Here is a 14,059-nt window from a genome sequence, read left to right as displayed (position 1 = left end):
TTTCATTTCATTCAAAAATTAAACGTTGTCGATTTGACCTAAAAGTGAACGTAAACGCTCTTGGAAGTTTTGTTGTTCCGCTTTTAATTGTTCATACTCTTGACGTAAATTTTGGTTTGCTTGGTTAGCTTGCTCGTTTTGGGCTTTTAAATCTTCAACTTCAAGTTGTAAAAGTTGGATAGTTTCAACGGCTTGCTTAATTTTTCCTTCGAGTTGATCGAGAATGGCTGCTGACATAATAAGTTCCTCTAAATAATAAATGAAAGTGGCAAGATTATACCTAAATACGACAGGATTTCCATTGAAAAGTTTACCACTTTGACGATTTTTCTGTGGAAACTGTTAAAATAAAATCAGTTTTAATTTTGAAGAAGGAAAATGCCGTGAATAAAACGATTGCACTCTCTTTTGCCCAAGTTACCGAAGCTGCTGCCATTGCCGCTTTTGATTGGGTTGGGCGAGGAAATAAGAATTTGGCGGACGAAGCCGCCGTGAAAGCAATGCGTGAGCAACTTAACCAAATGCCGATTGACGGGGAAATTGTGATCGGCGAGGGGGAAATTGATGAAGCCCCGATGTTGTATATTGGCGAGCGAGTGGGCAATTCGCAAGCGGGTAGTTTTCGAGAAGAAAGTTTAGCGGTGGATATTGCCGTTGATCCGATTGACGGCACGCGAATGACCGCAATGGGGCAAGCCAATGCGTTGGCGGTGCTGGCGGCGGGTAAGCGTGGTTGCTTTTTGAATGCACCTGATATGTATATGGAAAAATTGGTGGTTGGCAAGGCGTTAAAAGGGTTGGTGGATTTGAATCTGCCCCTCGTCCAAAATTTACAGCAAATTGCCGAACGCACCAACCGACCGCTTGCGGATCTCTGCGTTGCCATTCTCGCCAAACCTCGCCACGATCAAATCATCGCTGAATTGCAACAATTAGGGGTAAAAGTGGTTGCATTTCCTGACGGCGATGTGGCGGTGGCAGTTCAGTGCTGTTTGCCGAATAGCCAGATTGATCTGATGTATGGCATTGGTGGCGCGCCCGAAGGGGTGGTGGCTGCGGTGGCGGTGCGAGCATTGGGGGGCGATATGCAGGCTCGTTTGTTGCCCCGTGATGTGGTGAAAGGCAATTCCCCTGAAAATGTGGCGATAGCGGAACAGGAAATCGCCCGTTGCCAAGCGATGAAAGTGGCGGTTAATCAAGTTTTAGCCTTAGAGCAACTGGTGTCGAGCGATGAGGTGGTATTTTGTGCCACGGGGATCACCCACGGCGATTTGGTGCGAGGGGTTGAGCGAGAGCAAAATCGCCTTTGTAGCGAAACGCTAGTGATTGAGGGAAATGGCTCAATTCATCGCCTTCGTTCTAGTCGCTTCGTTTAAAAAGCCTAAAAAGCAAGCGGTCTGATCTGGAAAAATTTTCCAAGATCAGACCGCTTGTTTATCGTTTAACGCAAATTAACGCCAACCATTGTTACGGCGGCGAGGCAAGATAAACGGAATTAACAAACCGAGTAACAAACCTACGCCCAGCACCGAACCACCGTAAATAAACCATTGGATAATGATTTCACGCTTTTCTGCGTCTTGCATTGTTTCCAAATCACGGTTTTTGTTTTTCAACACTTCAATTTCACGTTTTAATTGGGCATTCACCTCAATCAATTCGTTACTTTGTTGCGAAGCCTGTTGGGTGCGGCGTTGCATTTCAGCGGTACGTTGTTGCCAATCAGAATCCACATTTTTGAGCTTAATCGAAAGATCTTGCACCTGTTGCTGTAATTGCGGAATCAAATCTTTCGGGCTTGCGGTTTGAGAAATCTCTCGGGAAAGCACCCAACCATCACGCCCTTTGCTATCACGAATAAGGGTGTAGCCATCTTTGCGGTCTAAAACGGTTACTTTTTCGCCTGCTTGGATCGTTCCCGAGATTTTATACTGATCGCCAGCCCCCTTCCGCATATAAGTGTTTAAATTTTCAGTGATGTAATCCGCTGAAAAAGCGGGTAACGCAGAGCCAAGAAAGAGGCTTGCGAGTAAGGCTGAGGTCATTTTTTTCATCATAGAATATCCTTGCATAAAAAGAAAAAAGTAAATCCAAGAGAAGTAGGCGAGCCTACTTCCCACAAAATTAGCTGAAAATAGCCGTTAAAATGTTGTAGATGATGATCGCAATAATCGCACCTGCTGGCAAGGTAATTACCCACGAAGCCACGATGTTGCGGATTACACCCAAGTTAAGAGCGGCGATACCACGAGCAAAGCCCACCCCTAAAATTGCCCCCACGAGGGTTTGGGTTGTTGAGATTGGTAAGCCCGTTCCCGAGGCGATTACCACGGTCATTGCACAGGCAAATTCCGCCGAGAAACCACGGCTTGGGGTTAAGTCGGTAATGCCCGTACCAATCGTTCCCATTACTTTATAGCCCATTAACGCCATACCCGTAACAATCCCCATTGCACCAAGCGGTAAGATCCAAGGGGCTAATGCGGTTTTACCTTGAATCACGCCACCGCTTTCCACCACGGAAACCACCGCAGAAAGCGGCCCGATTGCGTTCGCTACATCGTTTGAACCGTGGGCGAATGCCATTGAACAAGCGGTGAGTAACATCAAAATACTGAATACTTTTTCAACGCCACCGAATGAACCACCTTGTACACGGTTCGCAAAAGATTGGCTGCGGAAGTAGAAATAACAAACCACGATTGAAACGAGAGAGATTGCCGAAGAAATCATTACTGTTTCGCCCGTGGTAAGGTTAAGACCAACGTGTTTTAAACCTTTGGTCATAGTTACAATGCTCAAAATAAACGAGGTTAAACCCATATAGAACGGGCCATATTTTTGAGCGTTTGCCATTGGATTTTCCGTATCAAAAATAAATTTTTGCGTACTAATGAAAATCAAATAAGCCACAACCCCTGCAATCACTGGGGTAACGAACCAACTTCCAACGATTTTGGTTAATTCGCCCCATTTCACTGCTTCACCGCCCACGGTAATTAACGCAAAACCGATGATCGCACCGATGATTGAGTGGGTGGTTGAAACTGGCCAGCCCATTCGAGAGGCAACTAACAACCAAGTCCCTGCGGCGAAAAGTGCTGACATCATACCGAGAACAAGCACATCAGGGCGACCAGCGAACAGGCTCACGTCCACGATACCACTTTTAATGGTTTCGGTTACTTCGCCCCCCGCAAGATACGCCCCTGCAAATTCAAAAATCATTGCGATAAAGATCGCTTGTTTGGCGGTAATCGTACCAGAACCCACGGACGTTCCCATTGCGTTAGAAACATCGTTCGCCCCGATACCAAATGCCATAAAAAAGCCAAAAATGGCAGTGATAATCACTAAAACCGTGCCATATTCGTTAATAAGTTCCATTGATTCCCCCTTACGAACGAGCCAACATCAATTCAATGCGAGAACCAATGCGTTGTGCTTGATCCGCCAATAAACTCACACGCTCAATACATTTGTAGAGGAACATCACATCAATAGGATTCAGCTCTTTTTCTACCTCTAACAATGAACGGCGTAAAATAATTTGCAACTGATCTGAATCATCTTCAATCGCATCCAATTCCAAAATCATATTGTTTACGAATTTCAATTCACGACCACGGAAACCTGTTTCAAGCAGTTGATCCATTTCATCAACCACTTTACGCACTTGGCGTGTCGCATCAAGGCTACGAGCGAGGAAATTTTTAAAGGCAGGCTGCATTGAGGCAGGAATCACTAATTGACGACCGATAATACGACCAGAAATATCACGAGAGTAGTTAGCAAGTTTATCGAGTTGAGTAACCAATTCCAATAAATCGGTACGTTCAACAGGCATAAATAAACCACGAGGCAATTTCAAGCGGATTTCACGTTTCAACGCATCTGCACGGCGTTCTAAATCAATGATTTGCCCACGCACTTTTTCCGCTTCTTCCCAATTATTTTGGAAAGTGGCTTCAAAAAACGGCACAAGCAATTCCGCACACTCGGTTACTTTGGTTGAGTGTTTCTGTAAGGGTTTAAGTGGCGATTGAGCGAATAAACCTAAAATGTTATTCATTGCCATATAAAAGTTCTCCGAATGAGTGATAAAAAATCCTGCGAATTTTACTTTATGTGAGTAAAAAGATCACGAACAAATATGGAAAAATCCCCGATTTGCCGAAATTTTTACGGATCGTACCGCTTGTATTGCCCCTGTAACCAACCTATACTCCTCGTCATTTTTAAGAGGATAGCAAATGAACACCACCGAAAAGTTAGCGAACAAATTACAATTGCCTATCGAAACCCACCCCTTCCCCGCTATTTTGCCCGAGAACGCTACCGTAATGATGATGGGGACTTTTCCACCCACGCCTGAAAAACGCTGTATGGAATTTCATTATCCGAATTTTCAGAATGATATGTGGCGGATTTATGGGATTGTCTTTTTTGATGATCCTGACCATTTTAAAGTGCCGAATGAAAAGCGGTTTGATCCTGCTCGAATTGAGCAATTTTTGCGAGAGCGTGGGATTGCCCTCTGTTCCACCGCTCAAACGGCGATTCGTGAGCAGGGCAATGCGTCTGATAAATTTTTAAAGATTGTTGATCCTGTTGATTTAACCGCAGTGCTTGCTAAGCTACCCAAAGTCAAATGGCTGTTTACTACAGGGGGCAAGGCGACCGAAACCTTGCTCGATCTTTTGCCCGAAAAAGTCAAAGAGCCGAAAACCAACGCTTTTATCCCGTTCCCTTACACGCCCGAGCGAGAGCTGTTTTTGTATCGCTTGCCGTCCACCTCGCGAGCTTATCCGCTCAGCCTTGCCAAAAAAGCGGAAGCCTATCGGGCGTTTTTTCAGCAGGCTGGGATTTTGTAATTTCAAACGGTTTGGTTATCCAAGCCGTTTTGTTTGTTATCCGCTTTGCAAGCGGTATGATTCTTTTAAATTTTATGCAAAATAATTGCATATTTATTCATTTGAGAGTATAACTAGCAACTATAAAATTTCAAAAAATCTCACCGCTTGTAAGGGGCAAAAATGCGAAATACGGAATTAGTGCAATGGTTTAGGCAGTCCACACCTTATGTGAATATGCATCGAGGCAAGACCTTTGTGATTATGTTGGACGGCAATGCGGTGGCAGATCCAAATTTTGTCGGGATCATCAACGACATCAGCGTACTGCATAGTTTGGGGATCAAAATTGTGATCGTGTTTGGGGCGAGGGTGCAGATTGATGAACTGCTCGCCCTGCATAATCATTCAACCGCCTATCATCGGCATATTCGAGTGACGGACGCTCAAAGTTTTGAGCTGATTAAGCAGGCGGTGGGTAAGGTGCATTATGATCTTTTCGCTCGCTTGTCGTTGCGGTTGCCCCATTCGCCGTTGCTGAATGTGGTGAGTGGCAATTTGGTGCTGGCTCAACCGATTGGTGTGATTGACGGGGTGGATTACGGCTTGACGGGCAAAATCCGCCGTATTGATACCGACACCATTCAACAGCAACTGGCTCAACAGTCAGTGGTGCTGATCGGTCCGATTGCCCCCTCGGTAACGGGTGAAATGTTTAATCTGCCGTTTGAGGAAATTGCGACCCAAGTGGCGATTAAACTCAAAGCCGACAAGCTGATCGGCTTTTGTGCCGAGCAGGGGATTGCGGACGAAACGGGGCAAATTATCGCCGATTTGCACCCGCGTGAGGCGAAAGGCTATTTAGCGGCGATGATTGAGCGAGGCGATTATCACGATTCCAAAGCTCGCTTTTTGCATTCGGCAATTCAAGCGAGCCAAGCGGGGATCAAGCGTTGCCACTTGTTAAGCTACAAAACGGACGGGGCGTTGTTGCAAGAGCTGTTTTCTCGGGATGGTATCGGTACGCAGCTTTCGGAAGAGAGTTCCGAGCATATCCGCATTGCGACCTCGTTTGACATTCCTGCTTTGCTCGATCTGATTCGCCCGTTTGAAGAGCAGGGGATTTTGGTCAAACGTTCTCGCGAACAGCTCGAAATGGAAATCCACCGCTACACCATTATCGAACGAGACGGCACGGTGATTGCCTGTGCCACCCTCAACCCGTATGAACAGGAAAAAATGGCGGAAATGGCGTGCGTGGTGGTGCACCCCGACTATCGCGATTCCGCTCGGGGCGATATATTGCTCAATGCGATCAAACGGCGTGCCATTCAGGCAGGGATTGAAAAATTGTTCGTCCTCACCACCCAAACCACCCAATGGTTTCAAGAACGAGGTTTCGTACTTGCCGAAGTGGACGACCTACCGCAGCAAAAGCGAGAAAGCTACAATTATCAACGCAAATCGAAGATTTTGATCTTAGATATTCACTAAAACAAGCGGTGGGATTTTCGCAAAATTTTTCGGTATTATGTAGAAAATATACATATCCTGAAAAGCAGATCCAACCGCAGTAAATTTTCTGATGCTCTTATACTACAAAACATGATTAAAGTCATTTCATTACTAAATTATAGATATTTATGGATTATCCTGACAAACTAATAAATAATGCTTTTCCTCCAATTTTCTTATTAATCCATTCTCTCTAATAAAACTGAACATGGCTATTTTATCTGAGTCAATAAATTGAACAGCTATAGGTATGCAAATTAAATTACTATATTTATGTTCACATAATAAAAAGTCTTGTTCTATTTGAACAATGCCTATTTCGTCAGTTCCCCCTTTGGCTTGAACTGGGAATACATATTTATTCCCTTTTTTATCTATACCAATATAAATTTCATCTGTTTCAATTTGTCCTACATTTGGTATGAATGTTCTTAAATGATTCTGTAGTGAATAACAAACTACTTCTGAAAATAAGTCTATTAAGCGATTATACCTTATTTTTGTTAATAAAGCTTGCTCATCATTTAGAGAAAATTCTTTCACGATTTGTGGCGTAGAATCAGGAATGGATATTGTGTGTAATAGTTTATCAGGAATTACTCTTGCATATTCAACCAATTCGAAACAATAAACTGATTTTCCTATGCTTTTTATTACCCACTCTTTATTTCCTATACTAGTTTCTTTGATTGATTTAGGTAATTCATTTCTAAATTTAAATGAATAGATTACATCCCCAAGATTCTTAGGTAGTTTAATGTTTAAAACATTCGCTTTTTCTATAATATCTTCTCTTAAAAATTCAATGCGAATATCACCTTGTTTATATTTGTCGAAGAAGATTCCTTCAATAATACGTGCATATATACTCATTTTACATACTCCAAAACAACAACTTCTTCATTTATATTTTCTTTGGTTGCAGTAGCTAACCTAGTCCTAAATAAATCTATCCTTATCACTTTGTAACCTAATTCCTGAGCTATCTCAGCTAAAATGGTTCCTGTTCTGATTGGTATTCTAAAATAAGAAAATTGATCTCCAACAACATAGGCTAATTTCGCACCATTTTTTAATTTTGGTTTTAAGTCATTCAAGTGTTTTGCCATTCCGCCAAAGTATAATTTTACTACTCGATGGTATAATTTTTCAAATCCAGATGTTTTCCCTAATTCCAGTCTTTTTCTTTCAATACTATCAGCTAGTTCATTTACTGTAGTATTATTTTCTACCCACTTTATATCATCATCATCTTTATAAATCCCTCTAGTATTAGATCTTAGTAAGGATTTTTTTATTTTTCGTAAATCCTCTTTATCATTTATAAAGTTAAGTAATACAGATTCTAGTCTTGTTGTTCTTGAATAATCTTTCTCATTAGGATATGGTGGTGATGTAATAACTGCATCTATAGATGAATCAGGTATTTGATATAAATCATTTCTAGAGTCTCCTAAAATAACTTTAGAAAGGATATATTTATTTTTTGAGTTTTCATTAATGTCGGTAATAATACTTTTAATTCTATTGAGCCATAAGGACACAACATCAACATCATCAATTTTCTTCTTTTTTACACCAACTTCTGGTCCGAATTTTAGATTACTATATGAGAAAACAATTTCTCTAGCCAATGCTGTTTTGTAAAATTTTTCATATTTACTATTAAAACTGCTTATAACTTTCTCTAATATCAATGTTTTATGTAAAGGAATAGGACTTATAGAGTTTTTAATTATCAAATTTTCTTTATTTTCAGCTAATTTGATTTGCTCTATTGATGAGTCAATTTTAGATTGAGCAATCGTTGATATGCTTTCTGCTTCAATAAGCATTTCATATTCGACTATATTCCAATCGACCTTAGCAGAGGCACACATATAAACAACAGGATTAGCTTCAAAACCAATAGATTTTATTCCGAGCTTTTTAGATTCGACTAATGTAGTTCCTGTACCACAAAAAGGGTCTAAAACATATGATTCTGACGACAAATTAAATTCATTAATATAGTTTCTAACTAAATGTGGTGGGAAAGATAATACAAACCTATACCAGTTATGTATTGACAAATCTGATTCATATAATTTATTTAATTCTTTTCCAGTTTCTTTTTGAATATCGTAACTCATAATAGATTCTTAATGTGTTAATTTTAATTGTTTGTTTTTTAATGCAATTTCTTTTGAAGAAATTGCAAAGTGTTTTTAAGGTTTTCGGGTATGATACGATAATCAACCATTAATCTTTCTTCTTTTTTTGACATATTACATTTACCGCTAGATAATTTAAATTTTCTCCAATTTTTGCAATTATAGTCATCCATTCTGGATTATGATTAACAAATAACGAAAATGAGCGTGTATTACATCTATCGTAATACAGTTTTTTGTAATCAAAAGTTGTTAATGCAATCAAATCTATAACCTAATTAGAAATAATTACAATAGCCTAACATTCCCTATTTTCAAAGCCTTTTTAAATACTTTCTCCATTGCCTGATTAAGCTCATCAAGACTTTCGTAGCAAGTGTAATCGCCATTAGCAAACTCTTGTTCGGTTTGGCGTAAACGGGCTTGGGCTTTGGGCGTTAAGTTGGAAACCTCTACCCAATCAAATGAAAGCGGAATTTTGCCCGTTTGGGCAATTTGATTAAAAAACATTCTCACTGCTTGACTTGGAGTTAGCCCATATTGTTCCAAAATTGGATAGGCTCGTCCACGCAAGTTGTCATCAAGCCGCATATTAAAATTTGTATAACTCATCAATAAACCTCGCAAATGTAATGATTGTTAATCCTATTGTAATGATAACATCAGTAAAAATAAAGTATTCTTATCGGCGTAAAATCTCTCAACGCAGAATTAAATTTCCCAAAATCTTACCCCTTGCAAGGGAAAATGGTATCATTAGCCCGATTTTGTTGAGAAAGGAACAGACAATGAAAAAACATCATATTGAAACAATGATCGCCTCGCACGATGTGCAAACTCGCATTCGTGAACTTGCCCAAGAAATCAACCATTTCTACCAACATAACCATTGTGAAAAGCTCGTGGTGGTGGGGTTGTTGCGTGGATCTTTTATGTTTATGGCGGATCTGGTGCGTCAGCTTAATTTGCCCGTTGAGGTGGATTTTATGACCGCTTCGAGCTACGGCACGGGGACGGAATCCAGCCGTGATGTCAAAATTTTGAAAGATTTGGACGGCGAAATTCACGGCAAAGATGTGTTGATCGTGGAAGATATTATCGACACGGGTTTTACTCTCAGCAAAGTGCGTGAAATGCTTAAACTGCGTGAGCCTCGTTCGGTTACGATTTGCACCCTGTTAGATAAACCCTCTCGCCGTGAGGTGGACGTGCCAGTCGAGTGGGCGGGTTTTGCGATCCCCGATGAATTTGTGGTCGGCTACGGCATCGACTACGCCCAACAATATCGCCACCTCGACTACATCGCCAAAGTGGTGATTGACGAATAAGGGGCGTTGATGATTATTACCACCACCCCCACCATTCAAGGCAGAGAAATCGCCGAATACAAAGGCTTAGTGTTTGGCGAAGTGGTTTCAGGGGCGAATTTTATCCGTGATTTCTTCGCCAGCATTACCGATGTGATCGGCGGTCGCTCGGGGGCTTACGAAAGCAAACTCAACGCCTCTCGCAAAGAAGCCCTCGCCGAATTAGAGAAAGAAGCTCGAAAAATCGGGGCGAATGCCGTGGTGGGTGTTTCAATGGAATATCAATCAATGGGCGGCGATAAGGGAATGTTTATCGTGGTCGCCACTGGCACGGCAGTTGTGCTTCGCTAAATGATTTAAAACCACCTTTGGGGTGGTTTTTTATTGCCTTTCATTTCTTTTTTTTGCCTCTTTTTTAAACCGCCCACCTACCGCTTACATTCTGTGCAAAAAATCATAGCAAACTGTACAAAAAAAAAACAACAGTATAATTCGGGAAATTTTCACTTTTTTATCAACAGAGAGGAATTTCCAATGTTTAAAACTTTTTTTGTTACCTTAATTGCCTCGTTGGGGGTGAGTACCATAGCGTTTGCTAATCCAGAGAATAAGCCTGATTTTGCTACCACAAAACAATTAGCCGAGCAGGGGGATGCCAAAGCTCAATATAAGTTAGGGAAAATGTATTACAACTGGTTAAATATGAATGCTCAAAATAACATCAAAGCCGCAGAGTGGTTTCAAAAAGCGGCGGAGCAAGGAAATGCGGAAGCTCAATATATGTTAGGGAGTATGTTTTCTGATGGTATAGGTGTAAAAAAAGATTACACCAAAGCGGTTGAATGGTATCAAAAAGCGGCGGAGCAAGGAAATGCGGAAGCTCAATATAAGTTAGGGGATATGTATTCTGATGGTATAGGTGTAAAAAAAGATTACACCAAAGCGGTTGAATGGTTTCAAAAAGCGGCAGAGCAGGGAAATGCAGCAGCTCAATATATGTTAGGGAGTATGTTTTCTGATGGTAAAGGTGTAAAAAAAGATTACACCAAAGCGGTTGAATGGTTTCAAAAAGCGGTGGAACAAGGAAATGCCAGTGCTCAGATTTTTTTAGGAGCGATGTACTTGGGAGGAAAATGGGAAGGTGTAAAAAAAGATGAAGCCAAAGGAGTTGATTTGTTGAAAAAAGCTGCTGGGCAAGGCGATGCTTTGGCTCAATTTTTGTTAGCACGTGTGTATTTAAAAGGTAACAATGTGATAGAAAAAGATGAAGTCAAAGCTGCTGAGCTTATTGAGAAAGCCTCTGAACAAACTTTTGGTAAATATGCATTTGTGGTAGGAGAAGCGTATATGGAAGGAAAGGGTTTAGAGCAGAATGATGAAAAAGCATTTAAATGGTTTCAAAAAGCAGAAGAACTAGGATTTGAAAATATAGGGGAGAGATTTGAAGATAGGAAGGAGCTGAGCAAAGCTAAGCAATATTACGGCATAGAATGTGATAAAGGCATTCAAAAAGGTTGTGATAATTACCGCAGATTAAACGAGCAGGGGATTAAATAATGACACAAGAAAAAGAGAGCTTTTTAGCCAAATATTATTGGCATATTGTTTGGGGCGTGATTGCCCTTGCACTATCTGCGTTGGCGACCTGTTTATTGTTTGGGAAATTTTCTTCAACGGAAAAATGGCAAGCCACAGTGGAAGTGTTTGCATTATTAGGGATATTTTTAGCGATTGCTACGGTAATTCCTGTGATTGTTGCTATTTTCAGTTATCAGCAATTTACCCGAAACGTTAAGCAAGCTGAAAGCCATTTAACTTCGTTAAGTAATAAAATTGGCAAGCAGGAAGAACGAGTAAAAACGGTTCTATCTACTTTTGTAGAAAAAGAAAAACAGGTGGATCTGATTTTAAAGCGAGAACAAAATCGGGAAAGGGTTTATCGTTATTTAAATAATTCTAAATCATTAAATGATGATGAAATTCAGATATTGAAATGGTATTTGTTTGATATTAAAAATCAAAATAGTTTTACCCTATACGATTTAATCGCTAAAAATGATTTTGAACAAAATGAGATTTTTCAAAGGAAGGATATTTTTGAAGTTGAAAATGTTTCTGATGAATTGGAACTCAAAAGATTACAAGAGCAAGAAAAACAACTTTACCAAATGCTATGGGATTATCATTATCCGATGTATCCTGCAATGAAGAAAACAATGCAGAGTATTTTAAAACCAGAGGAGTAATAAAATGAAAAAAATCGCAATATTAGCCGTATTATTAGGATTGATTGGTGGCGGTGGCTATTTTTACCAACAATATGCACAACAAAAAATGGCGAAAGAATTTGATGAAATTTTACCTTTATTAAACAGAGATGCATATTTTGAGGCATTGCCGAAATTAAAAGTGCTTGCGGATAAAAATTATCCCCAAGCTCAATTACAACTGGCGAAAATGTATCAAAACGGGCTAGGCGTGCGACAAGATTTTGTGCAAGCGGTGGAATTGGCGAAAAAATCCGCCGAGCAAGATTTTGCTGAGGGGCAAATTTATTTAGCCGATCTCTATATTGAAGGAAAATTTATTAGGCAAGATTATGTGAAAGGGGTTGAGTTATATAAAAAAGCAGCTCAACAAAATTCCAACGAGGCATTATTACGCTTGGGTGAAATTTATCAAAAGGGCAATTTTGTGCGACAAGATAAAGCACAAGCCAAACAATATATTGGTCAAGCCTGCGACAATGGCAACCAGCAAGCCTGTAAACAATATCGCTACCTAAATAATTCAACGGATTAAATAAATTTAATTTTTCCAAATCGCCCGCAAGTTGGGCGATTTTTTTATTTCTTCGATCCAGATCACAAAAATTCCCCGAAAACTAACCGCTTGTTTTGTTAAAATTGATTTAATGAAACATTATTACTGAGGCGATTATGCAGCATAAAATCAAGCATTTAAGGGATAGGGTAGAAAAAATTGAGCCTAAAATTACTGAGGATATGCTGTCGATTATTTCATCGGTTTCAGCCACATCCGCAGGGCTAGAACATCGGCTAAAATCATTCGATTCATTAAAACGTAAAGTGGCGACAGAAATGCTAGCAGGAATGGGCGAGCAACAAGCATTAAATAGCGTTAAAGATATTCTGCGTTATACGGCAATTTTCGAGGTTGAAACTTTTGTTGAACAATATCAAATGATGCAACAAAAATTAAAAGATAAAGGCTATAAAACTATTATTGTTAAAAATAGTTGAAAAACGGGTTCAGTTTATAAAGGGATCAATACTTTTATTACCACATTAATCGAAAAAGAAGATGTGATTTTTGAGATGCAATATCACACTTCGCAAAGTTTTGCGTTGAAAAATGGAAAATTGCATCGGTTGTATGAACGATTTAGAGATCCAACCACCTCGCAATCAGAAAAACAGCAAATTTTTCTTGAAATGCAGAATTTAAGTGCTAAATTAGACGAACCTAAATTAATCACTTCAATTAGGGAAAAGAAATGATGTATCAGTATTATTTAGCCGAAATGGGAAATGGCTTGCAAAAACTTATTCGAGGCGTGAAAGATGACTGGCTCTCTTTTGCGGTTTATGAACCCGAGAAAGAGGATTGGGATACGCAATTTGGCACTTTTTGGGCGGATAAAATTTTGATCAGTGATTTTGATGCTTATAATGAAATTTCGGAAAAGGAAGCCATTCAATTTATTAAGGTGCATTAGTGCTTATGCTTGCCGATAAAGCTAAACAGTTTGCTCAACATTGGCACGCCAACCAGCAAGATAAAGCAGGTAAACCTTATTTTTTACATCTTGAATTTGTGGCGAAATTTGTAGCGGATCAATCTGATGAGGTGATTGCCACAGCGTGGTTGCACGATATTGTAGAAGATACGGTGATTACTATCGAACAAATTGAGCAATTATTTGGTAAAGTTGTGGCTCAGGCTGTCGAGGCAATCACAAAACGGCAAGGTGAAGATTATCAAGCCTATTTAGAGCGAATCAAAAAGAATGGTATTGCTCGAAAGGTCAAAATCGCTGATTTGACTCACAATATGGATTTAAGCCGATTGCCTCACATCAATGAAAAAGATTTAGCCAGAGCAGAAAAATATCGTAACGCTTATCGCTTTTTAACAACCTAGTCTAATGGCTAGGTTTTCTCTTTTTCGATCAAGATCACAAAAATCCCCCCAAACTCACCGCTTGTTT

General features: G+C 40.0%; 19 protein-coding genes. 11 read left to right on the top strand and 8 right to left on the bottom strand.

All coding sequences use genetic code 11. The features are described from left to right. Positions 1-18 precede the first annotated feature (18 nt). Positions 19-237 (bottom strand): cell division protein ZapB, encoded by a 219-nt coding sequence (gene zapB / locus B0187_RS06000; RefSeq protein WP_078236954.1) that lies wholly within the window; start codon positions 235-237, stop codon positions 19-21. A gap of 146 nt (positions 238-383) precedes the next feature. Here zapB and glpX point away from each other — a divergent pair, with 146 nt between their 5' ends. Further along, on the top strand, positions 384-1,376 hold the full coding sequence (glpX, locus tag B0187_RS05995; RefSeq protein ID WP_078236953.1) for a class II fructose-bisphosphatase: 993 nt from the start codon (positions 384-386) through the stop codon (positions 1,374-1,376). Positions 1,377-1,451: 75 nt separating this feature from the next. On the opposite strand, the gene B0187_RS05990 is transcribed toward glpX, so the two are convergent. The 3 genes from B0187_RS05990 to B0187_RS05980 all read right to left on the bottom strand — a co-directional run bounded on the left by B0187_RS05990 (position 1,452) and on the right by B0187_RS05980 (position 4,078). Next, positions 1,452-2,054, bottom strand: coding sequence for a TIGR04211 family SH3 domain-containing protein (locus B0187_RS05990; protein ID WP_078237004.1), 603 nt, complete (start codon positions 2,052-2,054; stop codon positions 1,452-1,454). Positions 2,055-2,124: 70 nt separating this feature from the next. Then, entirely contained in the window at positions 2,125-3,387 is a 1,263-nt protein-coding gene (locus B0187_RS05985; protein ID WP_078236952.1) for an inorganic phosphate transporter, read from the bottom strand. Positions 3,388-3,397: 10 nt separating this feature from the next. Next, positions 3,398-4,078 (bottom strand): TIGR00153 family protein, encoded by a 681-nt coding sequence (locus tag B0187_RS05980; RefSeq protein ID WP_078236951.1) that lies wholly within the window; start codon positions 4,076-4,078, stop codon positions 3,398-3,400. Between the two features lie 175 nt (positions 4,079-4,253). On the opposite strand from B0187_RS05980, the gene B0187_RS05975 reads away from it, so the two are divergent. Continuing rightward, positions 4,254-4,874, top strand: a complete 621-nt coding sequence (locus tag B0187_RS05975) for a uracil-DNA glycosylase family protein (RefSeq protein WP_078236950.1) — start codon at positions 4,254-4,256, stop codon at positions 4,872-4,874. Between the two features lie 162 nt (positions 4,875-5,036). After that, positions 5,037-6,347: an amino-acid N-acetyltransferase gene (argA, locus tag B0187_RS05970; protein WP_078236949.1), complete on the top strand. Its 1,311-nt coding sequence runs from the start codon at positions 5,037-5,039 to the stop codon at positions 6,345-6,347. 147 nt (positions 6,348-6,494) lie between these two features. Here argA and B0187_RS05965 read toward each other — a convergent pair whose 3' ends face one another. The 4 genes from B0187_RS05965 to B0187_RS05955 form a co-directional block, all read right to left on the bottom strand. Beyond that, the gene (locus B0187_RS05965) at positions 6,495-7,241 is read right to left on the bottom strand and encodes an endonuclease (protein WP_078236948.1); all 747 of its coding nucleotides are present in this window, start codon (positions 7,239-7,241) and stop codon (positions 6,495-6,497) included. Continuing rightward, positions 7,238-8,500: a DNA methyltransferase gene (locus tag B0187_RS05960; protein ID WP_078236947.1), complete on the bottom strand. Its 1,263-nt coding sequence runs from the start codon at positions 8,498-8,500 to the stop codon at positions 7,238-7,240. Before B0187_RS05960 ends, B0187_RS05965 begins: the two co-directional genes overlap by 4 nt. 38 nt (positions 8,501-8,538) lie before the next feature. After that, positions 8,539-8,694, bottom strand: a complete 156-nt coding sequence (locus B0187_RS10240; RefSeq protein WP_158078225.1) for a hypothetical protein — start codon at positions 8,692-8,694, stop codon at positions 8,539-8,541. A 115-nt stretch (positions 8,695-8,809) separates the two neighbouring features. Further along, a complete protein-coding gene (locus tag B0187_RS05955; protein ID WP_078236946.1) occupies positions 8,810-9,133 on the bottom strand; it encodes a type II toxin-antitoxin system RelB/DinJ family antitoxin in 324 nt (107 codons plus the stop codon). A gap of 176 nt (positions 9,134-9,309) precedes the next feature. On the opposite strand from B0187_RS05955, the gene hpt reads away from it, so the two are divergent. From hpt to B0187_RS05915, 8 genes are all read left to right on the top strand, one after another. Beyond that, positions 9,310-9,849 (top strand): hypoxanthine phosphoribosyltransferase, encoded by a 540-nt coding sequence (gene hpt, locus B0187_RS05950; protein WP_078236945.1) that lies wholly within the window; start codon positions 9,310-9,312, stop codon positions 9,847-9,849. Between the two features lie 9 nt (positions 9,850-9,858). Next, on the top strand, positions 9,859-10,179 hold the full coding sequence (locus tag B0187_RS05945) for a YbjQ family protein (protein ID WP_078236944.1): 321 nt from the start codon (positions 9,859-9,861) through the stop codon (positions 10,177-10,179). 183 nt (positions 10,180-10,362) lie between these two features. Then, positions 10,363-11,385: a tetratricopeptide repeat protein gene (locus B0187_RS05940; protein ID WP_078236943.1), complete on the top strand. Its 1,023-nt coding sequence runs from the start codon at positions 10,363-10,365 to the stop codon at positions 11,383-11,385. After that, on the top strand, positions 11,385-12,074 hold the full coding sequence (locus B0187_RS05935; protein ID WP_078236942.1) for a hypothetical protein: 690 nt from the start codon (positions 11,385-11,387) through the stop codon (positions 12,072-12,074). Before B0187_RS05940 ends, B0187_RS05935 begins: the two co-directional genes overlap by 1 nt. Positions 12,075-12,078: 4 nt before the next feature. Continuing rightward, positions 12,079-12,630: a tetratricopeptide repeat protein gene (locus tag B0187_RS05930; protein WP_078236941.1), complete on the top strand. Its 552-nt coding sequence runs from the start codon at positions 12,079-12,081 to the stop codon at positions 12,628-12,630. Between the two features lie 137 nt (positions 12,631-12,767). Beyond that, positions 12,768-13,091 carry a hypothetical protein gene (locus B0187_RS10370; protein ID WP_245797012.1) on the top strand — a complete coding sequence of 108 codons (324 nt, stop codon included), beginning with the start codon at positions 12,768-12,770 and terminating at the stop codon, positions 13,089-13,091. A 254-nt stretch (positions 13,092-13,345) separates the two neighbouring features. Beyond that, positions 13,346-13,567, top strand: coding sequence for a hypothetical protein (locus tag B0187_RS05920; protein WP_245797011.1), 222 nt, complete (start codon positions 13,346-13,348; stop codon positions 13,565-13,567). Positions 13,568-13,572: 5 nt separating this feature from the next. Then, positions 13,573-13,992: an HD domain-containing protein gene (locus B0187_RS05915; RefSeq protein ID WP_078236940.1), complete on the top strand. Its 420-nt coding sequence runs from the start codon at positions 13,573-13,575 to the stop codon at positions 13,990-13,992. Positions 13,993-14,059 lie beyond the last annotated feature (67 nt).

It is taken from the genome of Haemophilus paracuniculus (assembly GCF_002015115.1).
Taxonomy (GTDB): domain Bacteria; phylum Pseudomonadota; class Gammaproteobacteria; order Enterobacterales; family Pasteurellaceae; genus Haemophilus_E; species Haemophilus_E paracuniculus.
The sequence above is the reverse complement of the archived record's forward strand: the minus strand, read 5'-3'. Positions and strand labels throughout refer to the sequence as shown.